The sequence below is a fragment of the Nitrobacter winogradskyi Nb-255 genome (genome assembly GCF_000012725.1).
Taxonomy (GTDB): domain Bacteria; phylum Pseudomonadota; class Alphaproteobacteria; order Rhizobiales; family Xanthobacteraceae; genus Nitrobacter; species Nitrobacter winogradskyi.
Map to the genome: position 1 here is coordinate 1,367,878 of NC_007406.1, position 24,102 is coordinate 1,391,979.

20 protein-coding genes, 1 tRNA gene and 1 pseudogene are annotated in these 24,102 nt (G+C 63.3%); 1 reads left to right on the forward strand and 21 read right to left on the reverse strand.

Annotation, left to right across the window (positions count from 1 at the left end; all coding sequences use genetic code 11):
• Nucleotides 1-51: 51 nt before the first annotated feature.
• The 8 genes from NWI_RS06420 to NWI_RS16420 form a co-directional block, all read right to left on the reverse strand.
• Complete coding sequence (locus NWI_RS06420; protein WP_011314534.1) at nucleotides 52-1,332, reverse strand: beta-ketoacyl-ACP synthase; 1,281 nt, start codon at nucleotides 1,330-1,332, stop codon at nucleotides 52-54.
• A 29-nt stretch (nucleotides 1,333-1,361) separates the two neighbouring features.
• Nucleotides 1,362-2,567, reverse strand: coding sequence for a beta-ketoacyl-ACP synthase (locus NWI_RS06425; protein ID WP_011314535.1), 1,206 nt, complete (start codon nucleotides 2,565-2,567; stop codon nucleotides 1,362-1,364).
• Nucleotides 2,560-3,033 (reverse strand): 3-hydroxyacyl-ACP dehydratase FabZ family protein, encoded by a 474-nt coding sequence (locus NWI_RS06430; protein WP_011314536.1) that lies wholly within the window; start codon nucleotides 3,031-3,033, stop codon nucleotides 2,560-2,562. Before NWI_RS06430 ends, NWI_RS06425 begins: the two co-directional genes overlap by 8 nt.
• Before the next feature lie 10 nt (nucleotides 3,034-3,043).
• A complete protein-coding gene (locus NWI_RS06435; protein WP_009797418.1) occupies nucleotides 3,044-3,325 on the reverse strand; it encodes an acyl carrier protein in 282 nt (93 codons plus the stop codon).
• A gap of 188 nt (nucleotides 3,326-3,513) precedes the next feature.
• Entirely contained in the window at nucleotides 3,514-3,855 is a 342-nt protein-coding gene (locus NWI_RS18565) for a hypothetical protein (RefSeq protein ID WP_011314537.1), read from the reverse strand.
• Between the two features lie 108 nt (nucleotides 3,856-3,963).
• Complete coding sequence (locus NWI_RS06445) at nucleotides 3,964-5,718, reverse strand: ATP-binding protein (RefSeq protein ID WP_041344867.1); 1,755 nt, start codon at nucleotides 5,716-5,718, stop codon at nucleotides 3,964-3,966.
• Nucleotides 5,719-6,120: 402 nt separating this feature from the next.
• Nucleotides 6,121-6,924, reverse strand: a complete 804-nt coding sequence (locus NWI_RS16415; RefSeq protein ID WP_081431710.1) for an autotransporter outer membrane beta-barrel domain-containing protein — start codon at nucleotides 6,922-6,924, stop codon at nucleotides 6,121-6,123.
• Nucleotides 6,807-9,629, reverse strand: a complete 2,823-nt coding sequence (locus NWI_RS16420; protein ID WP_049750560.1) for a beta strand repeat-containing protein — start codon at nucleotides 9,627-9,629, stop codon at nucleotides 6,807-6,809. Before NWI_RS16420 ends, NWI_RS16415 begins: the two co-directional genes overlap by 118 nt.
• A gap of 448 nt (nucleotides 9,630-10,077) precedes the next feature.
• Here NWI_RS16420 and NWI_RS06455 point away from each other — a divergent pair.
• A tRNA-Gln gene (locus tag NWI_RS06455) sits at nucleotides 10,078-10,151 on the forward strand.
• On the opposite strand, the gene NWI_RS16810 is transcribed toward NWI_RS06455, so the two are convergent.
• From NWI_RS16810 to NWI_RS06520, 13 genes and pseudogenes are all read right to left on the reverse strand, one after another.
• A complete protein-coding gene (locus NWI_RS16810; RefSeq protein WP_011314539.1) occupies nucleotides 10,137-11,711 on the reverse strand; it encodes a recombinase family protein in 1,575 nt (524 codons plus the stop codon). The genes NWI_RS06455 and NWI_RS16810 overlap by 15 nt on opposite strands.
• A gap of 5 nt (nucleotides 11,712-11,716) precedes the next feature.
• The gene (locus NWI_RS06470) at nucleotides 11,717-12,577 is read right to left on the reverse strand and encodes a hypothetical protein (RefSeq protein ID WP_011314540.1); all 861 of its coding nucleotides are present in this window, start codon (nucleotides 12,575-12,577) and stop codon (nucleotides 11,717-11,719) included.
• A gap of 9 nt (nucleotides 12,578-12,586) precedes the next feature.
• The gene (locus tag NWI_RS06475) at nucleotides 12,587-13,507 is read right to left on the reverse strand and encodes an HNH endonuclease (RefSeq protein ID WP_011314541.1); all 921 of its coding nucleotides are present in this window, start codon (nucleotides 13,505-13,507) and stop codon (nucleotides 12,587-12,589) included.
• Nucleotide 13,508: 1 nt separating this feature from the next.
• Entirely contained in the window at nucleotides 13,509-15,287 is a 1,779-nt protein-coding gene (locus tag NWI_RS06480) for a restriction endonuclease subunit S (protein ID WP_041345471.1), read from the reverse strand.
• Nucleotides 15,288-15,298: 11 nt separating this feature from the next.
• Nucleotides 15,299-16,753, reverse strand: coding sequence for a type I restriction-modification system subunit M (locus NWI_RS06485; protein WP_011314543.1), 1,455 nt, complete (start codon nucleotides 16,751-16,753; stop codon nucleotides 15,299-15,301).
• A gap of 3 nt (nucleotides 16,754-16,756) precedes the next feature.
• Nucleotides 16,757-19,192 carry an EcoAI/FtnUII family type I restriction enzme subunit R gene (gene hsdR, locus NWI_RS06490; protein WP_011314544.1) on the reverse strand — a complete coding sequence of 812 codons (2,436 nt, stop codon included), beginning with the start codon at nucleotides 19,190-19,192 and terminating at the stop codon, nucleotides 16,757-16,759.
• 30 nt (nucleotides 19,193-19,222) lie between these two features.
• A complete protein-coding gene (locus NWI_RS06495) occupies nucleotides 19,223-19,411 on the reverse strand; it encodes a type II toxin-antitoxin system Phd/YefM family antitoxin (RefSeq protein ID WP_041344870.1) in 189 nt (62 codons plus the stop codon).
• 281 nt (nucleotides 19,412-19,692) lie between these two features.
• Nucleotides 19,693-19,866: pseudogene (locus NWI_RS18460) on the reverse strand (HGGxSTG domain-containing protein); the annotation flags it as partial.
• Nucleotides 19,802-20,485: a hypothetical protein gene (locus tag NWI_RS06500; RefSeq protein ID WP_041344871.1), complete on the reverse strand. Its 684-nt coding sequence runs from the start codon at nucleotides 20,483-20,485 to the stop codon at nucleotides 19,802-19,804. The gene NWI_RS06500 and the pseudogene NWI_RS18460, both read right to left, overlap by 65 nt.
• The gene (locus tag NWI_RS06505) at nucleotides 20,482-20,985 is read right to left on the reverse strand and encodes a hypothetical protein (RefSeq protein WP_041344872.1); all 504 of its coding nucleotides are present in this window, start codon (nucleotides 20,983-20,985) and stop codon (nucleotides 20,482-20,484) included. The genes NWI_RS06500 and NWI_RS06505 overlap by 4 nt, the downstream gene beginning before the upstream one ends.
• Nucleotides 20,982-22,934, reverse strand: coding sequence for a hypothetical protein (locus NWI_RS06510; protein ID WP_011314547.1), 1,953 nt, complete (start codon nucleotides 22,932-22,934; stop codon nucleotides 20,982-20,984). Before NWI_RS06510 ends, NWI_RS06505 begins: the two co-directional genes overlap by 4 nt.
• Nucleotides 22,931-23,821: a DUF7146 domain-containing protein gene (locus NWI_RS06515; RefSeq protein ID WP_011314548.1), complete on the reverse strand. Its 891-nt coding sequence runs from the start codon at nucleotides 23,819-23,821 to the stop codon at nucleotides 22,931-22,933. Before NWI_RS06515 ends, NWI_RS06510 begins: the two co-directional genes overlap by 4 nt.
• Nucleotides 23,811-24,044: a hypothetical protein gene (locus NWI_RS06520; RefSeq protein ID WP_011314549.1), complete on the reverse strand. Its 234-nt coding sequence runs from the start codon at nucleotides 24,042-24,044 to the stop codon at nucleotides 23,811-23,813. The genes NWI_RS06515 and NWI_RS06520 overlap by 11 nt, the downstream gene beginning before the upstream one ends.
• Between the last annotated feature and the right edge of the window lie 58 nt (nucleotides 24,045-24,102).

Sequence of the window (24,102 nt, forward strand, 5' to 3'; positions counted from 1 at the left end):
AAGGGCCGGGAGGGGGGCGGCGCACGGTGCGCGCATCTGCTGCACCGGCCGCTATAGCGGTTCGCGCGTCAGGATCAGCGACGCGTTCTGGCCGCCGAAACCGAACGAGTTCGACATCACCGTGGTCACGCGCGCATCGCGGGCCGTGTTGGGCACGACATCGAACGGGATCGCCGGATCCGGGACATCATAATTGATGGTCGGCGGAATGCGCTGATGCTCGAGCGTCAGTAGCGAGAACACCGCTTCGACCGCTCCAGCCGCCGAGAGGGTATGTCCGACCATCGATTTGTTGGACGAGACCGGGATCTGCCTGGCGCGCTCGCCGAACACGCTAGAGATGCCGAGATACTCCATCCTGTCGTTTTCCGGAGTGCCGGTGCCGTGCGCGTTGATGTAGTCGATCTGCTCGGTGGTCACGCCCGCGTCTGCCAGCGCGTTGCGGACGCAGCCGATGATCGGTTTGCCGTCCGGGCTTGAACGCGTACGGTGGAAGGAGTCGGCAAGCTCACCGCACCCCGCCACGATGCCGAGGATTTTCGCGCCTCGCGCGGCCGCCGCCTCATAGCTTTCGAGCACCAGCGCACCCGCGCCTTCGGCCATCACGAAGCCGTCGCGATTCTTGGAGAAAGGTCGCGCCGCGGCGTGGGGAGGGTCGTTCTGGGTAGAAAGCGCCGACAGCAGCGAGAACCGGATCAGCGCTTCGGGATTCACCGAGCCGTCAGTCGCGACGCACAGCGCCGCATCGGCCTCGCCGCGGCGGATCGCCTCGACGCCGAGCTGGATTGCGGTTGTCCCCGATGCGCACGCCGTCGAGAGCGAGACGGGGGAACCCTTGGTGCCGAAGGTCTCGGCGAGATGGTCCGCGACCGAGCCGAACAGGAAACGGCGATGATATTGCTTGTATCTGCCGCCGCCGCTGACGCGCAGCATCTGGTCGTAGTCGATGTCGACATCGGGGCCGAGGTCGCGGCCGAGTTCCTGCCGCTGCGGCCATTCAAGCTCGACCGGGGCGACCGCGAGAAACAAGGGGCCCGGAAAATCACCGGCGCGCCCGATCCCCGCCTGCGCGACGGCTTCCTCGGTCGCGATGTCGGCCAGCCGCTCCGAAAGATCGGTCGAGGAGAATGGCTCGACCGGGATGAAATCGACGGTGCCGGCCACCGTGGTTCTCAGACCTTCGGTCGGAAAACGCGTGATCGTCCTGATGCCGGATTCGCCCGCGCAAAGCCTGGCCCAGTTATCCGTCTTGCCGGCGCCGAGCGAGGTCACGACGCCCATCCCGGTCACCACGACGACGGGCCTGCCGGATTTGTCGCGTATTGCGGTCATGGTGCCCCCGTCGAGTCCATAGGTCCGGTTCAGTTGATCGCTTCGACCAGCGCCATGCCTTCGCCGCGCCAGTGTCCGGTCCCGATCACGACAATCCGTGCTGGAGGCCTCGTCATATCGATCGCCTGTTCCGATGTATCGGCGGATGCGAACAGCGCGCCTCGCGACAACGATAGCGCGGCAACCGCCAAACCAAGCGGAAACTGCGCCTCCATGGTGTGACCGAACATCGTTCCCGTCGCGCGGACCGGGATGTCCGGATGAGCGCGAAGGAACGCGCGTTCTTCCGAGGTGGCTGGCTCGGCGCCGGTGGCGCCCGTGACGATCGCGGTTCCTTCCGTGCTGTTGCCGAGCCTGGACCACAATGATTCCAGCGTCGATGTGACGTCGCCGGAATGCTTGCGCCGCGCATGATCCGCCACGACGTTGGTGAGGCGCGCGAACGGCTTCGCGCCGCGGGCCTCCGCGTGGGCACGAGACTCAATCACCAGAAACGCGCCGCCGGATCCGAGCGCAAAGCCGCTATTGTGCTCGCGTGCCCAGACCGGCGCGTACTTCTCTTTCAGGTTGAAATCCCCGAATTCGTACAGCAGCAGCAAATCCTTGCGTTCGCCGTTGTGGGCGGCGCCGACCAGGGCGATGTCGCTTTGACCGGCGGCGATTCGCGCGAGCGCGATGCGCACCGCGTCGACGCCCGAAGCCTCTTCGCCCATGAATGTGCGCGAAGAACCCGTCACGCCGTGAACGATGGCGATGTTGCCGGCGAGCAGGTTGGACAACTGCGCCAGGAACAGTGTTGGCCGCAGGTCGCTCATCAGCCGTTCGTTGAGATGGCCGGGCGCGGCGTTGCCCTTTGTCTCCGCGTTCAGAACTCCGGCGTCGACGACGAGGTCGCGCTCGCCGCCGCCCGCGGCGACAATCATGTCCATCCGCGACAGGATATCCGTGTTGCCTTTGACCCCGGCGGAATCGAGCGCCAGTCCCGCCGCGTATGTTCCGATGCGCTGCCAGGCTTCCATCTGGCGCTGGTCGCCCCTTTTTGGAATCTGGGCGTCGAAGTTGATCGGAGCCAGCGGGTGGACGACATAGGGTGCGAAGCTCTTCTCGTCGGCGTTGACGCGCCGATGACTGAACGCCTCCCAATGAGCATCCAGGCCTTCGCCGAGCGAGGTGGCCAGTCCGATCCCGGTGATCCAGGTTTCGATCGGCGCTGAGGGCGGTGCTGTCTCAGCCATGAGCAAACATCTGTTGTGGAAACCCGATGCGCCTGGCCATGGTCTCCATGTGGCCGCGCAGGTCGTCGTTGGGAAAAGGCACCTGACGGAACGTCAGCGTCGCATTGCATTTTGTTTTTCCGCCGACGCTGACTTTCGCCTCGGTGATGGTGAAGCCGGAGCCTTCGTGAACGACCGCGGCTTCGATCGTCAGCAATTCGCCGGGTTTAACGAAAGTCCTCATCTTGGCTTCCTTGACGGCTGCCAGAAAGGGCATCCGCTCGAACCTGGTCAGGGCGATCAATAGCCAGCCGGAGGCTTGCGCCATCGACTCAATCAGAAGCACGCCGGGCATCAGAGGATGTCCCGGAAAATGTCCCTCGAAGATCGTGCTTTCCTGGGGGACCTGCGCTTCGACGGTGATTGATCGCTGTTCCGTTTTGAGGTCAACGATGCGGTCGATCAAATGGAAATATTCGAGATGCATGGCCGCGTGATTACGCGTCCTTGGCGGCGACCAACTCGTCGATGCGCGCGCTGAGGTTTTTCAGGACGAAGTATTGTTCGGTGGTGGCCTTGCCGTCGTTGACCTCCTGCGTCCACTTCTCCAGCGGAAGCTTGATTCCGAAGGCCTTATCGATCGCAAAAGCAATATCGAGGAAATCCAGGCTGTCGATTCCCAAATCATCAATGGCATGGCTTTCGGGCGTAATCGTATCGCGCGGGATGTCGCAGGTTTCCGCAATAATGGTGGCGACCCGATCGAATGTGGAAGACATCACTAAGCCTTTGATACATTGAAGAGTAGGTGCCGCATAGGCGTACGACGCTGGCGGCGTCCCCGCAAGGTCCGCTCCCGGTACGCCCAGCCCATATATCGGAGCGCTGTCCGGAGTTCAATGGCGGCGGGCATCCGGTGAAGCCATATTCCCTAGCCGAATCAGTATGTTTCCTCTTGTTGCCGTGTCTAGGGTGGGGGTGTTGAGATGTGTGCACAACCTCGGAGGCCCATCAGCGCGCAGTCCTGAATCTGACGCAGATCGATGATGTTCCTGGCCAGCCACAGCCCGACGGCGATCAATGCGATCGTGAAGGCTATCGCTGCCGCGTTTGTCAGCATTCGATGGCGGAAGTCGTCGGGTTCCTCCCGAGGGGGTGGAGGAGGCGGGGGATCGGCGGCGCTGTCCGGCGAGGGGTTGTCCGCGGCATTTTCCGAGGAGGGTTGCTTCGGCGGTTCCGCACGCTCACGCGGCCGGAATTGGAGCACAACGTGCTCTTCCTCTGTTTCCTTCGGCCGTTGTTTTCTCATCGGCGCTTGGTCCCAAGCCCTGTCTATACTCTATCACGTCGTGCCGGATCCTCAACCCAATGCCGCGTTCGTCCCGGAGCTTCGCCTCTGTTTCGATCAGGAGCAGAACTACCGCAACGGTCTTTTCAGTAGCGTGAAACGGTCGGGATCGAGACCAAGAGACGGCTGAAGCATCTGAGCGTCCAGCACGCTTAGCGTCGGTCTTTCCATGGGCGCCTGAGTGTGGGGCGCGTCGCGATGTGAGGTTGCGCCACGCCAGCGCTCCAGTACGGCATCGACGAACACCATGTCCTGTCCGTGGCTGGAGGAAGGCACCGTGGAGATCTTGGCCTCGCTGCGCGGCAACTGGTGCGCCGGAACTTCCTTGAAGCGCAACCGGGTGGGAAGCGCGACGCCTTCGCCGAAGGCCAGCACCTCTCGGGTTCCGAGCGACGGCACGAAGGAGAGCAGGTTGGCGGCCGCATCCGAGACCGCCGAACGCAGCAGCGACTGGTCGCGGTCGTTGGCAAGGCGCATCGTGAACAGCGTATTGCACTGGGAAATGATGGTGGCGTCGAGTTCGGCCGGGCGCTGCGTGACGAGGCCGAGATAAACGCCGTACTTGCGGCCTTCTTTGGCGATGCGGGAGATCGCCTTGCGTGTCGGGCCGAAGCCGATGTTTCGGTCGGCGGACGCATAGCGGTGCGCTTCCTCGCAAACGAACAGCAGCGGCGAGACGCCGTCGCTCCACAGACCGAAGTCGAACGCCATGCGGCAGAGGACCGACACCACGGAATCGACGACTTCGGCGGGAAAGCCGGCAAGCTGCATGATGGTCATCGGCCTGCCATTGGCGGGCAGTCGGAACAACAGGCTGACAACCTCGGCCATGGTATCGCCGCCGACGTTGGCGTTGTCGAACATGAAGGCGTAGCGGGGATCGTTGCGCACGGTTTCGATGCGCGAGATCAGCTTGTGGTAGACGATGCGCGACGAGCGGTTTTCAAGCCTGCCCATGCGCTCGTCGATCAGCGAGATCATGTCGACCAGCCGGTAGGGCACCGGCGTATCGGACGTGAAGCCGACGCTCTTGGGGTCCGTGCGTTTGAGACTGACTCGGTCGGCGTGCTGATACTGCGTATAGATTCCCTTCGCGATCGGGATCACCTCCGCAAGAATATCGAGTTCCTCCGGCACGCCGGGACGGCCGCCGAACAGAACGTCGACGATCTCCTCGAAGTTGAACAGCCAGAACGGCAGTTTCAGATTTCGCGGGTTCAGCACCAGGGCGCGATCGCCGAAACAGCGGCCGTACTCATTGTGCACGTCGAGCAGGAAAATACGCAGATCAGGACGCGATTGCAGGATTTCGTTGATGAGCAGCGAAACGCCGCTCGACTTGCCGACGCCCGTCGAACCGAGCACGGCGAAGTGCTTGCTGAGCATTTCCTCGATATCGATAAAGGCCGTGACGGAGGGATCCTGCTGCAGTGTGCCGACGTCGATCTGATCCGCTCCGTTGGGCGCATAAATGGTCCGCAGTTCCTGATTGGTGACCAGGTCAGCAAGGTCATCGATCGCCGGATAGTTGGTGACGCCGCGCTGGAAACGAGGACGGGGGCCGGAGCTGTCAAGGATTTCGCCGAGCAGGTCGACCGAGGCGCTTGCCATGAATTCGTCCGAGGATGGCAGGTGCTCGCAGGAGACCTCCGTGATCATCGCGACGATGGTGGATGTCATGCTGCGCAGGCTGACGAACCGGCCCACGGTTGCGCGCGCCGCCGCCATCGACATGCGGCCGGTCCTCAGAATACCCACGCGCGCCTGCGACCCGCGTACGGAAATGACACGTCCAAAGGAGTTTTGGGAGATGGAATGAAGCATTGGTCTGACCACATTTCTTGTGTCGAGTGCGCTGCTGCGGCGCCAATGTTTGCATGGTTGTGGCAAGAAACGGTTAAGCCGGCCTCGTAGCGGAGGCATGGTAACAGGCCCGCCTTGCGCGATGCGTGGATGCGGCCGCTGATCCTGGACCCTGTCGCTTCTGAAAGAAGGAGCGCGGCTCTATGGCCTTGATTGAACGCGTTTTCTTCATGCGAACCGGTATTCGCTTCGCACGAGAACGCTATGGGCTCGTGCTGGAATCAGCACGCAGACATGGGTCTGTTGTGATGGCGGCGTTAACCGCTTGTGAACTATGCGTGCAAACCCGGCGGCCACAGGGCAGCAGACACGTTTTCTTCACGCGAACCTGTATCTACTTCGCCGGAACATGAACACAGAGAGTCACCAGGCGTATCTAAGCGTTCCCCTGCCGATGAAGCTCGAGACGTTGCTCGAAAACTCGCCCTCGAATGATGATGCGAGCGAGAGGCCGTTGCTCCAGGCCAGTTCGGCGCCGGCGGTGACGAGCGCGGCGTCGGAGGCGATCCTTGCGCCGTTGACGACGAAGCCGGTGCCGGGCAGCGACTGGAATGTCGCCGCGACGTTGCGGGCGGTGTCGAAATAGTGCGCCCATGCCGCGCGGCCGCGGAACGTCAACAGCGCCTCGTTCACCGCCGTGGACCGATCGAACCGCAGGCCGAATTCGCTACGCGTTGCGAGGATGTTGCGGGCCGTATAGCCGAGTGCGAAACTCGCCGGGCTGCCGTCGCCCTGCTCAAAGTAGGATGGCATCCGGTAGCTGACGGCTTGAGCGGCCGCGTAGGGGATGACCCCGGCGAGTGGGGTATCGATGCGCCAGCCCGCCTCGATCCGCCCCGCGAGCACGCCCGCCCTGTAGTTGGCGCGCAATCGCTCGCCCGTGATCGGCGCGGTGCGATTGGTGGTCACATCGTGCCAGCCGTAGGAGAGGGCGGTGTTGAGATAGCCGCTGCTTGCGATGGCCTGCTGCGCGAACGCGCCGGCCTGGAACAGGTCGCTGCGGCCGGAGCCCAATCCATCGGCGAGACCGAACGCGGTGCCGCCGCCGTTCAGCGCGAAGCCGACGTTGGTGGATGGCGACAGCGCATAGGTCGCTCCGCCCGTGCCGCCATAGACCTGGCTTCTCGCGTCATGGCTGCCCACCACGCTGTTGCCGGAAATGTGCATCGAGCCGCCATAGGCCGCGCCGAAGACGCGCCAGCGCTGCTCGAAGCCCGAGGCAGGGGGCGGCTCAAGCGATGCGAAAGCGTCGCGCGCGTCCCCACGGCGACGGGGGCATCGGCCGCATAACTCAGCGCCGGCGATGCGTGTGGGAGCGGGGTCTGCGCGCCCGCCACGAACGGGTCCGTCATTATATTGAGAAACTGGTTCTGCGCATCGAACGCCCCCTGCGCGGCGGCGGTTGCGATTTCTCCCGAAGCTTGCGACAGGCCACGCGCATCCAGCGCGCCGAACACGAGCGGAATGCCGCCGCTGCCATTGTTGTTGAAGAAATCAGCCAGCGTATTGGCGACGTTCTGCTGATTGATGCTGAGGCCATCCTGCCGGAACGACAGCGCCAGATCGAGCCACGCATTGTTGCCGTCATAGGACAGCGCCGTTCTGAAGTTCGTCGGCAGATTGGTGGCGACCGGACCGCTGAAGGCGCCGTTGACGCCGCCATCGGCGGTGAGAATGGTATAGCGCCTCTCGATATAGCTGCCGGGAGCGAACTGCGCCTGAACCGTCGCGCCGCCCAGGGTCGCCGTGCCGGTGACACGGGTGAAATCGCTGCTCGCCGGGGAGACGTCAATCATGTAGCGCGATGCCGCCGTCAGGGCGAGGTTGCCCTGCACGGTCAGCGTCCCGATCCCATTGTTGCCGGGAGCCAGCGCGCCGCCGTCGATCAGCGTGTGGCCTACCGTACCGTTGCCCCCGAGCGTGCCGCCGGCCTCGACCGTCGTCAGCACCGAGGATGCAATCGAGCCGTTGACGAGAAGCGTGCCGCTCCTGACCGTCGTTGCGCCGGTGTAAGCGTGGTTGCCCGCCAGGATCAGCGTGCCGCCGCCGAGCTTGTCGAGCCCGATGCCGGCTCCGGTCAGCGGTGCGGAGATCGCCGCGGTGACGCCGCCATCGACGTTGACGAAACTCGCCGCCGCGTTTCCGTGTGAATCGCCCGTCATCACCAAGCCGCCACCCGTGAGGTGATAGCCATCGGTCTTGAACTGCAATCCCTCGAATGACAATCCGCCCGAGGCTGTCACCGTGCCGGCGGCGCCGGAAAACACGCCGACCTCGCCGCGCCAGCGGTCGTTGATGCCGGCCTGTCCCGGAGCGCCGGTCCAGTTGGTGTTCGCGGCGTTCCAGGTGCCGGTGCCGCCGTCCACCGTGCCGTTGCCCATCTGATCGACGCCGTCCCAGAACTGCACTCGCTGGCCGCCCTGGTTGACCAACAGGTTGACCTGTTGCGGAATGTCCAGGCTCACCGTCGCCCCGGCCGGGACCGTCGAGAACGATCCACTCACCGACCCGCCGAAATCGAATAGCCGGTAGTAGCCCGACACCGCGCCCGGCGTCAGCAAGGTGCCTCCGAGTGAGAGGTTGCCGGTGACGATCACCAGGTCGTTGGAAACGCCGCCCACCACGCCTGGCGCGCCGAATTCGAACACCGAGGTTGAACCGGCATTGAGCGTCAGGTCGCCGGCGACCGTCAGCGTGCCGGGGCTGTTGCCTGCCGACAAAATGCCGCCGGCGTTGACAGATGTATTGCCGACCGTGCCGCTGCCGCCGAGCGTGCCGCCAGCCTCCACCGTGGTCAGAGACGAGGAAGCGATCGAGCCGTTGACGAGCAGCGTACCGGCGCTGATCGTGGTTGCGCCCGCATATGTATTATTGCCCGCGAGGGCCAGCGTTCCCGCGCCGATCTTGGTCAGGTCGCCCGGACCGCCGATGTTTTGCGTTGTCGTGAAGATATTGCTGGCGCTGGCGATATCGAAACTGCCGCCGTTCATGCCAAGGGTGATGTTGCGCGCCGTTGAGCTGAAAGCATTTCCGGTGATTCGCAGCGCGCCGCCGTTGAGGGTCAGCGCGCCCGAGGACGCGCCGAGATGGCCGTTGCTCGATACCGACAGCGTGCCGCCGGATATCGTCGTGCCTCCGGTATAGTTGGTGGTGCCGGATAGTGTCAGCGTGCCAGTGCCGACCTTGATCAACGATGCATTGGAGTCGGAGGCTGCCTGCCAAAGCTGGCCTGAGTAACTCGTCGACTGATTGTTGCCGCCGATGGTTAGCGATTGATTGTGTCCACTGAACTGAACCCGCCAGCCTGTTCCGCTCAAGGATCCCATCGACACGGTATGGTTGTCACCACCGATCAGGATGCCGTTGTTGCCGTTCAGGTTGAAGGCGGCCAGACCACCGCTCGAGGCGTCATTAAAGTCTATCTGACCGGTGCCGGTCAGGTTCAAGACGACATTCGCGTCCATAGAGGCGCTGTTATTCATTATAATGCCGGCGTTTGATACGTTTATGGTCTGGACCAAGCCGGAGTTGTTAATGATTCCAGCCTCATGCAAGCCGAATCCGGTGGCCGCGGGACCGACGGTAATGTTGTAGGACGGAGCTCCGGCATCGAACAGCAATGCGCCGGCGTTGCTGCCTCCGACTGATACCACCGGGTTGGCCGTAGAACCGAAGATGATTGTTACGTCGAGCGCGTTGGGGACGGCGGCGGGATTCCAGTTGGAGGCTGTGTAGTAGTCGCTGGACGTGCCGCCGATCCATGTAGCGGTCTGCGCCGTTGCTTCGTTAATGAACGGCAGCGAAACCACGCCAGCCGCCACCGCGAGGGCTCCCGCCGGCATCAGTCTGGCCAAGGCAGTGCTGCTCTTCATGATCCTGCGCCAGCGCGCCAGGGCTTGCGATTCCCCGCGAAAGCCCTGATTTATGCAACGCGTCGCCGGTAAAGGCCGGATTTTATCGCCTGCCATAACCTCTTCTTCGTCCCCTGCCGTTCACGTCAGGTTTCCCTGAACACTTTAATCTTTCGTTCATTTTTATGGCCCAGCCAAACCACAAGGGCGACACAAAAGGCCAGATACAATTCGGACGCGGGCTGTTTTGCGGTGTGCTGATGCAATGAAGCAACATCGGAATCGAATCCATGCGGCGGGATGCAGGATTTTCCGAGTCTGATTGGGAAGAATGAGTTCGTAACCATTCGCGCGCTTGCCAAGTAAGGGAACGAGCGGATAGAACGGCGTGCATCTTCGTTGCGAAGCCACGATCTCGGCGATATCAAATAACGCCATATCAAATAACGCCTTGGTGTCTTTCATCAATTGGGGAATGGTGTAACGGTAGCACAACAGACTCTGACTCTGTTTGTCTAGGTTCGAATCCTAGTTCCCCAGCCAAATCTCACTTTTTGAGGAATTGTCGCCGTTGCCAGCACTTGAGCGGGCAGCGATGGCCGTCGTTTCTGCCAACAGATCAAAGGGTTGGCGGAAGGTGGCGACCACCTCGCCATCCTCCCAAGAGCAGTTCGAAAGTACGAAGTTGAGCAAGCGGCGCTTTTCGCGGGCGGGCTGGCGTTCGAACAGCGCCTGCGCATTGCGGGCGAGTTCGAGAATCCGCACGCCCTCGTCCATGTAGGATTGCTCGGCTTGCTCATGCCGGCCGATGTCGCGCTGCAAGCGCTGCTGTTCCTCGCGCCACTGACCGGCGAAGCGATCATAGAAGTCGCCACCGATCTTGCCGTCGAGCTTGTCGATGTACATGGCGCTGATGCGCTCGCCGAGCCGCTTGTGCTCAGCCTGTAGCCGCTTGATCGCCTCCTCGTGCTCGCGGCGTTCGTCCGCATGGCTTGCATGCAGCGCCTCGCGTACCCACGCCAGAACCTCGTCGTCGAACCGAAGTCGGCCGAGCATGGCCGTGAACTGTTGTTCGAGAACTTCTTCGCGCACATACTTGCGGCGGCAGGAAGCCGGCTTGTCCCGGCATTTATCGGCGTAGCCGGTGCAGTGGTAATAGATGTACTTCTGCTTCTTGATCTCGCCGACCACCGAGCAACCGCAGCGCCCGCAGGCAATCAGCCCGGAGAAGGCAAAATCGTGGGTCATGCGCCGGTGCTTGCTGGCATTCCGGCCATCCATCACGCCCTGCACCCGTTCCCATGCCTCGACCGAAACCAGCGGCTCATGCTTACCCTGATAGAGCTTGCCGTTCCACTCGAACCAGCCAGTATAGAGACGATTGCGCAAAATCGAATGCACGGTGCTGGTGGGTACCGGCGCGCCGCTCTTCTTGTAGACCAGACCGGCGGCGCGGGCTTTCTTGGCCACCTCTTTCAAGGCGAACTCGCCCGTCGCATACCACTCGAACAGCTTCGCGACGATCGGCGCGACTTGCGGATCAACGGCGATGACCTTGCGCCCGTCCGCGCCGGTGACGTTCCGATAGCCGAGCGGCGTCTTGGTCGGCCAGATACCTTGCTCCGCCTTCTCCTGCTGGCCCTTGCGCGCCTCCTCGGACAGGTTGTCAATGTAGTTCTTCGCCATCAGCACCTTGATGCCGTGCATGAACTTTTCCGAAGATCGCGACTCGCGCGACAGCACCACGCCTTCTTTCGGGAAATGGATCTCGATATCGAGTTCGTCGATCGTCACCCAGTCCTTGAGATTGCGGTAAAGCCGATCCGTCTTCTCCACGATGATTGCCCGCACGTCCGGATGCGCCCGCAGCCAGGCGACCATCTTGCCGAAGGCGGCGCGGCCGGTCTGCTTGGCGGTCTCAACATCCACATAATCCTGCGCGACCATGAACCCCTCGGCTGCGGCGTAGTCCTTTAGCAGCTTCAACTGGGCCGGGATCGAATAGCCCTCCTTCTCCTGCTCCTTCGAGGAGACGCGGGCATAGATCACCGCCTGTTTGCGGGAGGAATCGGCGGCCGGTGCAGGTTTAGCAATCTTTCTCATGTCGTTTAGTGTAACCTAAACACGCTTGGGTCGCAAGCTTCGGATCTGGAGGACCCATCGCGCCCTTTGGCCGAACGAATCAAGCCGGGAACGCCCAATATCCAGCCTTCCACCTGCGCCAGCGTGCGTTCGGGTGGCGACAGATCGGGATTGAGGAATGCCGCAAGCCTGCCGTCGCGATCGGCGCTGGAAAGCCAGGCGGAAATACTGAAGGCGTCGTGCTGGTCGCCGGTTCGGCCCTCGGGCGCGAAGCCGCGCGACCACAGCGCGGGATAAACCTCGGCGATGGCCGAGCGCCCGGCCGGAATGTCCCAGCCATCGAACGGCCAGAAGTGAACGCGGGCGCCGAGCCGCTGGCGGATGAAGCGCAGCCAGGGAATGCCGGCATGGGTGGATTTCGCCACCGATCCCTGCACGTCGAAGTGAAACACCGATTTCGCACCGCCCGCCCGTTCCTCGGTCAGCCGCCGCCAGCGGGCACTGCCCATGCGCGCCGCTCCGTTGCCAGCGGCGCCATCGCGCACGAAATCGACATAGGTGTGATCCTCATCGGTCGGCCAGTGCCGCTGGAAATCATCCAGGAAGGTCGGCCAGTCGGGCAACAGCCCTTGAGCCTCGAAATAGCGCAAGGGGAAGGAAAACCCGTGGTCGATGCCGACCAGCGTCGGCACGTCCTCGCCAAGCCGCGCGACCAGCCATTCCGCGATACCCCTTCGGGTCCAGTATTTGCGCGGGCTTGGCGGTGGCGGCACTTCCACCGGCGATCTATCGCCCTCGGCCAGATAGACGCGCAGGCCCTTAAGGCTCGCGGTCGGCGTTTCCGCGCCCGAATAGTCGATGCCGATATGGCTGGCGAAGGCAGGCATTGGCGGCAGCTATCCCCTGAACACGTGTTCGTTGTGCCAGCGCAGCGCCTCTGGATCGGGGCGGCGCAGATTGTCGGCTGGCGCGAAGATCGGCTTGCCGTGATGCTCGTAGTAGTGCCGCCCGTTGTTGAACTCCTCCTTGATGCGGCGGCTCACCTCAAAGCGCAGTTCGGGCGTGACCGTCACATAGCCCGCATCGAACAGGCTATGGATATCGCGGCGAAGCAAGAGGCCGTTCCGGGCTTCGTGATCGCCGCCGTCGCCATAGGGCCGGATATGCGCCGCTTCGAGCGCGGGCAGCGTCCGCTCCTGCGTGATGGCGCAGCGGCGGTTGTAGTTGTCGGTCACGAGAACGCGGAATGCGCCCTGGCCGAGGCGCGGGCGGATAAGGTGCGGTTCTCCGAAACGGGTCTGCGCTTCGGCCATGCCGGGAAAGCGCGGGCGGTTCATGCGCTCGGTCACGGTTTCCCACAGTGCCAGCCCTTCCAGGTCGCCCGTGTTGTAGGTCTTGAACGAAACGATGTTCGGAGCCCAGCTTGCCGGAACGGGAATCCAGTCGGCTTCCTCGAAGAAGAACGGTTGCGTGAGAATGCGGCAACCGATCTCGAAGTCGCTGCGATCGGCTGGATCGGCGCGGCGATAGCGCGCGATGCGGGCGCGCATTTCGGGCAAGGATCGTGCGCCGTTCGCCTCGCGGAAGGCTTCCCAGGCAAGGGAGCACGGTAGCGCATTGGCATAAGCGAAGATGCCGCCACCGACGATAACATTGCGCGGGGCGTGCAGCTTAAACAGAAACATCTCGCCCGGTTGCAGGGCGCGGAAATTGGCGGCGGAAGGAGCCCAGAAATTCACCTCGGCAAGGTTCGGTTGCTGGCGCAGCATGTCGAACCAGTCGCCATCCGTGACGGCGATGACGAGGTTGATCGCCATCTTATTCCGCCGCCTCCATTTCGCGATCCTCGGCCGGCGCCAGCGCTTCAGCCAGGAGGGCGTCGAGCAGGCGGCGGCTTGTGGCGGCAGTGGCGGTGAGGCTCGCCTCCAGCCGGTCGCAGAGCGCCATCAACTCATCGACCTTAGCGACGATGCGGTGTTGTTCGGCAAGGGGTGGGATCGGGATTGGAAGCGGCTTCAATTTGGCCGCCTTGATGCCCTTGGCTGTCATGCCGGTTGCGTGCTTGTCGATCAGCGATTGCATTACGTCGCTCATCAACGCGAACATCAGGAACTTGGTGTCGATCTTCGCATATGGCTGAAAACAGATCGCGCGTTGCGCGAGAGCGAAAGGTTCCTCGATATCGTTAAGGCACACGTTGGCGAGTGGCGCTTCGGTCGTGAAAAACAAGTCGCCGATCTCGGGAAAGCCACGCGTCATCCAGGTCTTAAAGGTCGCTTTTGAGATGAACTCGCGCGGCTCGCGATTCAGGTATCCCATGCGAATGTTTTTTGCGGTGATGAGAGGGATGCCTTCATCCGTCTTGGGCGGCGTGTTTCCGCGATAGTCGATAAAAAGAAATAGGTTCTCGAACGATTGGACGGCCCATTCCACCGGAATCGGCATGTTGAGTTCATCGGGCGTCGGATCGGGTTCAATCTTGATCCTTGCATCGCCGGTTTTCTTCTTGCGCTCGGCTTTTGCTCTCGCAATCCGCTTGAGCAGTTCCGAAGCCGGTTCGTCGTTCGGGTCTTGCGGCACCAGCTTGCCGCGCACGGCGAGGTTGAGGATGGTCTGGCGCAGCGCCTTGATCTGGTCGGGGCGCGTGGTTAGCGCCGGCAGCGCGTCGAGGGCGAAGCGGGCGTCGGCCTGGAACTTTTCGTTGGTCGCGGACCCGGACGCAAAACCGGTTCCCACTTTTGCTGGGTCCGCTCCGGGTTCGGGATCGGGCGCGTTGAGACGGGCGAGGCTCGCCGCCGCCAGCCGGTCGCGCACCGTTTCCCGCTGTTCCCTCGCTGTTTTCAGCCGGTCGCACAGGCCCATCAACGCATCGACCTTGGCGACGATGCGGTGCTGTTCGGCGAGCGGCGGGAGGGGAAAGGGCGAATGCGCGAAATATTCGGTCGGCACGCGCTTCTGGCCGGCCGTACCGGTCATTCTCGGGATGCCGGTTTCGATGAAATGCGGGCTCTTGAGAAACAGCAGGATGTAATCCTGATCGACGAACAACGGGCGGACGATATGCAACTCGGTCGTGCCGGTGCCGATCCCGCCAGTCAGGTTTCGGAACACGGTCGATTTGCCGTTCTCGAAGCACGGCGTGATCTTGGCGAGGCCAACATCGCCCTCGGCAAAATGCGTGTAGCCCTTCTTGATCTCGCCCCAAGGCCGGATTTCATGCTGGTTAGCGACGCCATATTCGGCGGCAATGAGCGGCATTGGCACGAAGGACGCTTCGAGTGTGTCGGGCGCTTCGTTGCGCGGGCTTAACACGCCGATCTCGGCAAGCTGCGACCAACGCCAATTCGACGGAATTGGGAACGGTGGTTCAGGAAGAGCGGGGATCGCTTTCGGCTTCCTGATCTCGCCCGCCTTCACCAGCCGCGCCTTTTCCTTCGCGATCCGCTTCAGCAATTCCGATGCCGGTTCGTCGTTCGCATCCTGCGGCACCAGCTTGCCGCGCACGGCCAGATCGAGCACGAAGCGGCGCAGGCGGGCGATCGCGTCGGGCGCGTCGGCAATTTTCTCGTAAGCACTAAGCAGGCGTTCCGCGTTCATCGGGCCATCATTCATCGCAGCAGCGCCTCGGCGAGGATCGCCTTCAACTGGTCGCGGTAGGTAGCCGTCTCGGCCTCGGCGCGGGCGAGGTCTGCCAGCAGCGTTTCCGGGTCGCCGTGGTCATCCGCCACCGCGTGCGGGTTCTTGATGTCGAGATTGTAGCCGCGTGCCTTGATCTCCTCGGCGCTCACCTTCCAGGCCTGCGGCGTCTCCTTCCGGCCCTTGCGCGCCTTGCCGCCCCACCAGTCGATACAGCCGTGGAAATGCTCCAGCCGGATCGGCCTGGTCATCGAATAGGCTTTCTGGCCCTCCGGCACGCGGTGTTCGTAGAACCAGATGTCCTTGGTCGGCGCGCCCTTCTCGAAGAACAAGAGGTTGGTGCCGATCGAGGCATAGGGCTTGAACACCGAATTGGGCAGGCGGACGATGGTGTGGAGGTTGCACTCCTCCATCAGGTGTTCCTTGAGCCGCGTCTTGACGCCCTCGCCGAACAGCGTGCCGTCGGGCAGCACCACGGCGGCGCGGCCATCGGGTTTCAGCAGGCGCACGATCAGCGCCAGGAACAGATCGGCCGTCTCCTTGGTGCGGAAGGTCGGGAAATTGTTCTCGATACCGTCCTCCTCCTTGCCGCCGAAAGGCGGATTGGTGACGACGATATCGACGCGCTCGTCCTTGCTCCACGAAATCAGCGGCCGGGCCAGCGTGTTGTCGTGCTTGACGAAGCTCGGGTCCTCGATGCCGTGCAACAGCATGTTGGTGACGCAGAGCATGTGCGGCAGTTGCTTCTTCTCCACCGCGCGCAATCCGCCCTGCATCTTTTCGCGCTGCTTCGGTGTGCGGACGTAGTTCGCTTCCATGTGATTGATCGCGCAGGACAGGAACCCGCCCGTGCCGCAGGCCGGATCGAACAGGATTTCGCCCGGATGCGGGTCGATCATCTGCACCATGAAGGCGGTGACGGCGCGCGGCGTGTAGTACTCGCCGGCATTGCCGGCCGATTGCAGATCGTTGAGCAATTGCTCGTAGAACTCGCCAAAATGCCGCCGCTCGTCGAGATTGTTGAAATCGACCTGGGTGATCTTGTTGACCACCTGCCGCAGCAGCTGGCCCGATTTCATGTAATTGTAGGCGTCCTCGAACACGTCGCGCACCACGCGGCGGCGGTCGCCGGGCCTGTCGGAGACCTGCAAACCCTTCAGCGCCGGGAACAGCTCGTCGTTGACGAAATCGAGCAGCGCCTGCCCGGTAATGCCCTCCGGGTCCGCCGCCCAGGTGCGCCACTGGAGTTTCTTGGGGATCGGCGAGTGGTAGCCGTCCTTCGTCAGTTCGAGTTCCTGGTCCTGATCGTCGATGATCTTGAGGAAGAACAACCATGTGAGCTGGCTGATGCGCTGCGCATCGCCATCGACGCCCACGTCCTGGCGCATGATGTCCTGAATGGATTTGACGGTGGTGCGGACGATCATGGCTCAGGCGGTCTCCTGGTAGAGCGCGTCCTGCATTTCGTGGACGGCCTTCTCGAAGCCCTCCTTGCCGCCGAACGCCTTGATGAGTTGCACGACGCTGCCCATCGCGGTGAAGGGCGTTACCTTCAGCACGTTGGCGTCGTCGAGGTTGAGCACGCCCTCGTCGCGATACTTTTCCAGCAGCGCATCGAGCACGGCGCGGGCCTGCGGCCCGTATTTGGTGAACACGTCACGCTTCTTGACGTTTTCGGCCCGCTCACGGCGGGTGAGCGGCTTCCGATCAAAGGCGACGTGGCAGATCAGATCGAAGGGATCGAGGTTCTTGCCGAGTTCACCGGCGACGGCATCGAGCGCTAGGCCCTCGGCCTCCAGTTCCTCGATGAGGGCATGCTTGCGTTCGGCGGATTTCCAGCGCTTGAGGAAATCATCGAGGCTGGCGAAACGCTTCTTCAGCGCCGTTCTGGTGAAATCGCGCAGGGATTCGGTGACGAGTTTGCCGTTCTCGTCGAGATATTCCACCCGCTCCGCCAGGATGCGGGCGCCGACGCCATCAACATAAATCTTGCGGATCGGGCCACCCGCTGGCAGCGGCAGGCCCGGCTGATCGACCACCGTTTCGTCGTCGCCGGGTTTCGGCGGGATCGTGTCGTCGCCCTGCGGCGCGTCGTCGGGCGGCGTGATCGGATCGCCGCTGCCGGGTTCATAAATCTGCGCCGGATCGCCGTCGAAATCTGGGTCGGCGAAATGGCTGGTGGCGCCGCGAAAGTCGATCAGCGTGAAGAAGAATTTCTTCGTGTCCTCGTGAACGCGGGTGCCGCGCCCGACGATTTGCTTGAACTCGGTCATGGAGCCGACCGCGCGGTCGAGCACGATCAGCCGGCAGGTCTGCGCATCGACGCCGGTCGAGAGCAGCCGCGAGGTGGTCACCAGCACGGGATATTTCGATTCGGGGTCGATGAAGTTGCCGAGCTGGTCCTGGCCTTCCTTGTCGCTGCCGGTGATGCGCATGACGTAACGCTGGTTTTCCGCGACCAGATCGGCGTTCTCGTTGATGAGCGCCTGGCGCATGCGCGCCGCGTGTTCCTCATCGACGCAGAACACGATGGTCTTCTGGAAGCGGTCGCCGCTTTCCTTCAGGAACTCGGTGATTTTCTTCGCGGTCAGCACCGTGCGGTCGTCGAGCACGATGTTGCGGTCGAAATCCTTCGTGTTGTAGATGCGGTCCTCGACCTCGTTGCCGTCGCGATCGAGCTGGCCGAGTTCGGGGCGATAGCCTTCCACATCGCGGTCGATGTGAACCTTGATGACCTTGTAGGGCGCGAGAAAGCCGTCGCTGATGCCCTGTTTCAGGGAATAGGTGAAAACCGGTTCGCCGAAATATTCCGTGTTGGAGACATATTCGGTTTCCTTCGGCGTGGCGGTGAGGCCGATCTGCGTCGCGCCGGAAAAGTGGTCGAGGATTTCCCGCCATGCCGAATCCTCGGCCGCGCTGCCACGATGGCATTCGTCGATCACGACCAGGTCAAAGAAACCGGGCGAAAATTCCTTGTAGAGCTTCTGCCGTTCCTCCGGGCCGGTAATCGCCTGGTAGAGGCCGAGATAGATCTCGAAAGCGGTGTCGATGCGCCGCCTGGTGTCGAGCGCCAGTGGCAGATCGACGGCGGTGCCGTCCTGTCGCTCGATGGTCCTGGCATTGGTGGACAGCTTTGCCATCGCCGCGCCGAAGGGGCGAAAGTCGTTCACCATCGTCTGGTCGATCAACACGTTGCGATCGGCAAGGAACAGGATGCGCTTCTTGCGGCCGGCCTTCCACAGGCGCCAGATGATCTGGAACGCGGTATAGGTCTTGCCGGTGCCGGTCGCCATCACCAGCAGCACGCGGTCGCGGCCCTTGGCGATGGCCTCGATCGCCGCGTTGACGGCGTTCACCTGATAATAGCGCGGTGTCTTGCCGCTGCCGTCGTCGAAATAATCCTGAAGCACGATCTCCTCGGCTTCCGCGTCGAGGCCCTTCCAGGCGCGATAGCGTGCCCATAGATCGGTCGGCGACGGGAAGGCGTCGAGCCCGAGATTCGTCTCGACCGGAACGCTTTGCCCGGTGCGGTCATGGAACACGAAGCCGTCGCCGTTCGAAGAAAACACGAAGGGGATGTCCAGCGTCATCGCGTAATCGAGGCCCTGCTGAATGCCGTGGCCGACCGAATGATTGTTGTCCTTGGCCTCGATCAGCGCGATGGGGATATTCGGCTTGTAGTAAAGAACGAAGTCGGCCTTCTTCGCCTTGCCGCGCGTCACCAGCTTGCCACGCACAATGATGCGGCCCTTGGTGAAATAGACCTCCTCCCGAACCTGCGCCATCTCGTCCCAGCCGGCGCGCTTGACGGCGGGCAGGATGAACTTCGTGCAGATATCGCGTTCGGTAAGGCTCCTCTTGTCCATGCGTTCAGCTGCCCCCTGCCTCGTTCCCGCTCATCCCTGCTCCTCTTTCGCCGGCGGCTTCTCGCACGCATCCAGCGCTTTCAAGCGCTGATACTCCTCGATCGCCATGACGACGACGACGGGGCGCCCATGCTTGGCGACAGCAACAGGATCGGCGCGAGCCAGGTCGATCAATCGCCCGAAGCCGTACTTCGCGTCTTTCGCGCTCAGGGTCTGCATGCGACTCCCCGTTATTCCCGCCGCTCATATTGGCCAATATGGCCCAAAACACAATGGATTCCGGATTCCGGTGGATTCCCAAAAAGGAATCCAGTCGCTGGCGGCGTGCCGCGCTTCGCCCGCCAGCATAGGATTTTCGCCAGGAAGGACCCGTGAATTTCATCGGGCATGTGTTGAGTTTAGGCAATCTCCGCTGCCACGCTGCGCCAACGATGCGCCCGGCTTCCCCGCATATGGAATCCGCCAGGAGGAACCGGGAGGGGCGCGCGTGAGCCGACGCGCTATCCATCCACCTCCTCGATGATGCCTCGAATGGATTGGAGGAGTGCAGCCAGCTCCCGCCGCTCGGCGATGGCGTCGGCGGTGTAGCGGCCATGCTTGAGGGCATTGCTATTGCCTCTGGCCGCGCCTGGCGCCTTGCCGCCGTGCATCCGGCAGCGTCCGTTCGCCATCGCGGGCGACTGGCACGGCGTCCCGGCCCGCGTCCGGGCATGGCAACGTGGGCTCAGGTGCATGGGCAATCTGGCCGGCAATCTGCTTTGCATGGGGTTGTTCCTCCGTTTCTGTTCGATCCCCACCCCCCGGTCGCTCGATAGTTCCGACAACGGCCTGGCCACCCGCGTGAACATGGACATGCTCGACGGTCACCTTCTGCTGGCCCTTGCCGCGATGCTTGTTCAATGCGTCGAGCAACGTCGCCCATGTGCGGGACAGCTTGTTCGCCTGGTTGAGGTTCTCGCGCCGGCCCTCGAATGTCTGCTCGCCGATCATGGCGCGACGGTAGCATTCCATCGCGGCGTTGTGGGCGGCGACCAACTGTACCGCCATCATGCCTTCCAGCTCATCCTTCGGGCCGATGCCGGTCAACCCGGCGACGGTGGCACTCAGCTGGCGGTCCCGCTCCTGGTCATCCGAGTTCTTTACCCACAGTGCCTGCACCGCCTGATTGGCCAGCGTGTTGTTCCAGTGGTCGGACTGCGATCCGCCGATGGTCTTCAGCCGGCCCTTGCGATCGTCGGGATCGTCGGCGAGTACGGTTTTCGGCGCGTGGGTGGCGGGTTTTCTGGTGCTCATGGCGATGTCCTCATCGAGATTCCAAAGGCTGAAAGGGCGGCGATCGCTTCCGCCTTCCGGCCAGCGCGCCAGGCGTCCCAGCAGCGCGAATGCAGCCAGGCATGACCGGTCTGGTCCGTGCCGAACGGCAGCAGGGCGTCGTGCGCGTAGTCGCGTCCACCGCAGCCGAGGCAGCGGCCGGGTGGCGAGCGCACCGCATTGCGGTTGAGCCATTCGGCGATGCAACAGGCGAAGGCGCGGGCCTCGGCTTGATCGCGTGGCAAGCCGCTGTCGAACTCGGCAATGCCCGCCCGCTCGTCGAACAAGGCTCGCCAGTCCTCGCCCGACCAGCCGTCGCTACCCGTGCGCTGCAGCGCGACCACGCCCGCCTTGTGAAGCGCCAGAAGTTCGAGCACGGCGGGCGGCGGCGCGGCGGCGGCGTCGAGCATGAGGGCATCGCCATCGACGCCGATCCGAACGCCGGCATCGCGCGCGGCCTTGAGGGCTTGGACAGCGCTCATAGCCGCACCCTCCAGCCCGTATTTTCCGGTGCGGATTGAGGCGGGCGGCTTGCGTCCGCACCGTCCGCATCGGCCTCAGCGTTCGATTTCAACATGTTGGCGCGGACGGTAGCGCCAGGCTCGCCCGCTGAACCGTCCGCGAACTCGCCGACCGTCCGCAAACCCGGCGAGGCGAAGCCATTGCCGGAACTGTCCTTCGGCCGATCGGCGGACGATGCGGACGATGCGGACGGTTGCGCCCCTCGGATTTCCGGCGAGGCGGGTTTGCCGGCCGTGGTGATGCGGATGGTTCGCGTCCGCGCCCGCCCTTCGCGCTCGAAACCGATGTCGATGCCGATCTTGCGCAGGAAGGTGGCGGCGCGGCGCAACCGTCCCGAAAGCGCGCGTGGACTGTCCGGCCAGGTCTTGGATTTGGCGACGCGCTCGCCCGCCATCTCGGCAAGGGCGCCTAGAAGGTCCGAGGCGGTTCCCGTCCACTCCGTCCGCTCAGTCATCACGGCGCGCACCGCAGCAGCAACCGGATCAGCGTCGATCACGCCGTCCACCGCCTCATCACGGTTGCCGCAATAGGCCGACCAGAATGTGCCCGAGGGCCAGAGCGCGGTTTCGCAGGCCGAAGCCCACAGCGCGAAATCTGCCATGCGCGGCAGCTTGGGCAGGTGAGTGTCGGGAAGCCTTTTCAGACCCTCCACCACCGCATCGAGCAGGACGCCGAGGAGGCGGGGACGTTCAGCCTCGAACGCCGCCCATAATTCCTGCTCCGGGCGGCGGCGCTTCTCGGGGATCGGCTCCAGCGTCAGGAACACCGCACGGTCGGCAAGGTCGGGCCGGGTCACGATGTCCTCGATGCCGTTGAGGATCACCGGGCGCGCGGCGTCAAACAGCACCTCATCCTGGTCGGTGTAAAGCTGGCGCACCGCAAAACCGCCCCCGGTGGCCAGCCGGCAGAGCGTATCGGAAATCCATGCGGGCAGGCCAGACACGTTGTCGAAGGCGAGCACATGGCCGTTGCTCGCGGCGATGAACAGGTCGCGGTCTTCGCGCGGCAGGGCGCGCAGCGGTGCGGTGTTGGGATCGAGCAGCGCCCGCAGGATTGCCGAGAAGGTGGATTTCGCCGAACCCTGCTCACCCGACAGCACAAGCGCCGGATAGGGCCCCTTGTTGCGCAACACCGCGAGCGCCCAGGCGACCACCAAGACAAAATCCTGATCGGACTGGACGTTCAGAAAGGCACGTAACGTTTCGACCGATCCACCGAGCATCGGGACGGCCAGGGGCTGCATGCCGGCCGCGCGGCGGAAACGCACCGGCGGATCATTGACCACGCGCCAGCCGGTAGCGTCGATCTCGACGGCGCGCCAAGCCTCGTCTCCAAGATCGAGGTAAAGCCGCTCATCCTGGCCGCCTACGCGGATGAATACAACACGTTCCGGCCCGTCGAAGTGCGCCTTTGCCTCGATAACGTTGAGCGCCGATTGCAACGCCTCCGAACTTGGCGCGCCGCCGGTCTGCTCGAAGAATTGCCGGGCCAGCCAGCGCCGGAAGCCTTTCGTGCGCACCGGCCAGGTTTCACGATGATCGTTGATCATGATGTCGGCGAAAGCCGTGCCATCCGCCGAATGGAACAGCTCCGCCCCGCCTGCGAGGTCGATCAGTATGTCAGCCTGCGTCGGGCCGCGCCCGCCATCGCCGGTTTCTTCGGCCATGGCCTCGTCCAGCGCCGTCACCCGGCATCCGGCTTTCTTGAGTTTCGCGCGCAAGGCTTCGAAAGCCGCGCGATCCTCCGCCTTGAGGGCGACCAGCCGTTCAAGAACCTCGGGCGCGAATGCCGCGCCGGGGTCTTCGGCGGATTTCTCGACCAGACCGTCAAGCGGATCGCTGATTTCTTCAGCCGCGTCGATGGCATCGACGATAGGATTCAGGTCTTCCCCGTCAATCTCGCTTCTCATTGCCTGCCCCCCTCGATGTCGGACACGCGGCCGAGCAATACATCGTTGAAATCCAGACCACGGGGAGGCCGAGCGATGCGCGCCCGCCGCCCCTGCCGCATCCACCGCGAGGCGCAGGCGCGTGCTGCGGCTTCGCCGGGATCGTCGCCATCGGCCAGAACGATCACGTCGCGCACGCTGCCTGGCAGGTCGAGTGCCCGCAGCCCGGAGGTGGACAACGCCGCCCAGACCGGATGTCCGGTCGCCTGCATGGCCGCGAGGCAGGTCTCGATGCCTTCGCCGATCATCAGGATTTCGCCGGGATCGCCGAGGCGAACGGCGCCCCCCTGACACGGGCCGAGCATCATCTTCGTGGGTTCGACCTGTGCCTTGCCACGGCCTTCGCGAGCGAGGAACGTGCGGTGGATGGCCATTGGCATAGCGTCGGCGCCCCGCGTCACCAGCGCGACCATGCAGGGAAAGATGCCGCCCGATGGATGCTTCAGGCCCACATGAAAACGCAATGATGGCGGGAGCGAGCAGGTCAGACCGCGCGAAGCGAGATAGACTTCGACCGGCGTGCCATCGGCGGGAAGCGCGGACTGCCAGATCGAAAGCGCGTATGCACTCCGTTCCGCCTGGTGCGGATCGGGACGCTGCGGCAGCACCATGCGACGGTGTGATTTCCGGACGGTCGAAGGCTGCCTGCCGTCCCACAGCCCCCGTTCCTTCAAGATTGCGATTACGTCGCGTTGTTCGCACCCGGCATGACAGCGCACCAGCACCTTGCCACCGTCATCACGGATGGAGAGGCTGGGCACGCGGTCGTCATGGGCCGGGCAGCGCGCCGTCCAGCATTGACCGACCTTGCGACCACCGAGCGCCCTGGCGATAATCTCAGCAGTCATCGTGCGCCCCCTCGTCGTCACAGGTGGCCACGTCACTGTCATCATTGGCGGGTTTGGGCATATTGGCCCGCGACCACTCGGCCAGGATGGCAAAGAAGCCGGTTACGCTGGCGGCGACCTGCTTCGCCTCGTCGCGGCTCAGGTCGCGCCCGAGGCGCGGCTGCCAGACCTTGCGAGTCTGTCCGATCAGTTCGTCATTGAGATTGTCGTTCGCTGCATTCACCGAAGATCTCACAGTCGGCTTCTCGCCGCTCCGTGCCCCTGATCTCCGGCCTCGGACT

What these genes read in the sequence shown, in the direction of transcription:
- NWI_RS06420 (WP_011314534.1), bottom strand. Translation starts at nt 1,332, where the DNA reads ATGACCGCAATACGCGACAAATCCGGCAGGCCCGTCGTCGTGGTGACC.
- NWI_RS06425 (WP_011314535.1), bottom strand. Translation starts at nt 2,567, where the DNA reads ATGGCTGAGACAGCACCGCCCTCAGCGCCGATCGAAACCTGGATCACC.
- NWI_RS06430 (WP_011314536.1), bottom strand. Translation starts at nt 3,033, where the DNA reads ATGCATCTCGAATATTTCCATTTGATCGACCGCATCGTTGACCTCAAA.
- NWI_RS06435 (WP_009797418.1), bottom strand. Translation starts at nt 3,325, where the DNA reads ATGTCTTCCACATTCGATCGGGTCGCCACCATTATTGCGGAAACCTGC.
- NWI_RS18565 (WP_011314537.1), bottom strand. Translation starts at nt 3,855, where the DNA reads ATGAGAAAACAACGGCCGAAGGAAACAGAGGAAGAGCACGTTGTGCTC.
- NWI_RS06445 (WP_041344867.1), bottom strand. Translation starts at nt 5,718, where the DNA reads ATGCTTCATTCCATCTCCCAAAACTCCTTTGGACGTGTCATTTCCGTA.
- NWI_RS16415 (WP_081431710.1), bottom strand. Translation starts at nt 6,924, where the DNA reads ATGCACATTTCCGGCAACAGCGTGGTGGGCAGCCATGACGCGAGAAGC.
- NWI_RS16420 (WP_049750560.1), bottom strand. Translation starts at nt 9,629, where the DNA reads ATGAAGAGCAGCACTGCCTTGGCCAGACTGATGCCGGCGGGAGCCCTC.
- NWI_RS16810 (WP_011314539.1), bottom strand. Translation starts at nt 11,711, where the DNA reads ATGAGAAAGATTGCTAAACCTGCACCGGCCGCCGATTCCTCCCGCAAA.
- NWI_RS06470 (WP_011314540.1), bottom strand. Translation starts at nt 12,577, where the DNA reads ATGCCTGCCTTCGCCAGCCATATCGGCATCGACTATTCGGGCGCGGAA.
- NWI_RS06475 (WP_011314541.1), bottom strand. Translation starts at nt 13,507, where the DNA reads ATGGCGATCAACCTCGTCATCGCCGTCACGGATGGCGACTGGTTCGAC.
- NWI_RS06480 (WP_041345471.1), bottom strand. Translation starts at nt 15,287, where the DNA reads ATGAACGCGGAACGCCTGCTTAGTGCTTACGAGAAAATTGCCGACGCG.
- NWI_RS06485 (WP_011314543.1), bottom strand. Translation starts at nt 16,753, where the DNA reads ATGATCGTCCGCACCACCGTCAAATCCATTCAGGACATCATGCGCCAG.
- hsdR (WP_011314544.1), bottom strand. Translation starts at nt 19,192, where the DNA reads ATGGACAAGAGGAGCCTTACCGAACGCGATATCTGCACGAAGTTCATC.
- NWI_RS06495 (WP_041344870.1), bottom strand. Translation starts at nt 19,411, where the DNA reads ATGCAGACCCTGAGCGCGAAAGACGCGAAGTACGGCTTCGGGCGATTG.
- NWI_RS06500 (WP_041344871.1), bottom strand. Translation starts at nt 20,485, where the DNA reads ATGAGCACCAGAAAACCCGCCACCCACGCGCCGAAAACCGTACTCGCC.
- NWI_RS06505 (WP_041344872.1), bottom strand. Translation starts at nt 20,985, where the DNA reads ATGAGCGCTGTCCAAGCCCTCAAGGCCGCGCGCGATGCCGGCGTTCGG.
- NWI_RS06510 (WP_011314547.1), bottom strand. Translation starts at nt 22,934, where the DNA reads ATGAGAAGCGAGATTGACGGGGAAGACCTGAATCCTATCGTCGATGCC.
- NWI_RS06515 (WP_011314548.1), bottom strand. Translation starts at nt 23,821, where the DNA reads ATGACTGCTGAGATTATCGCCAGGGCGCTCGGTGGTCGCAAGGTCGGT.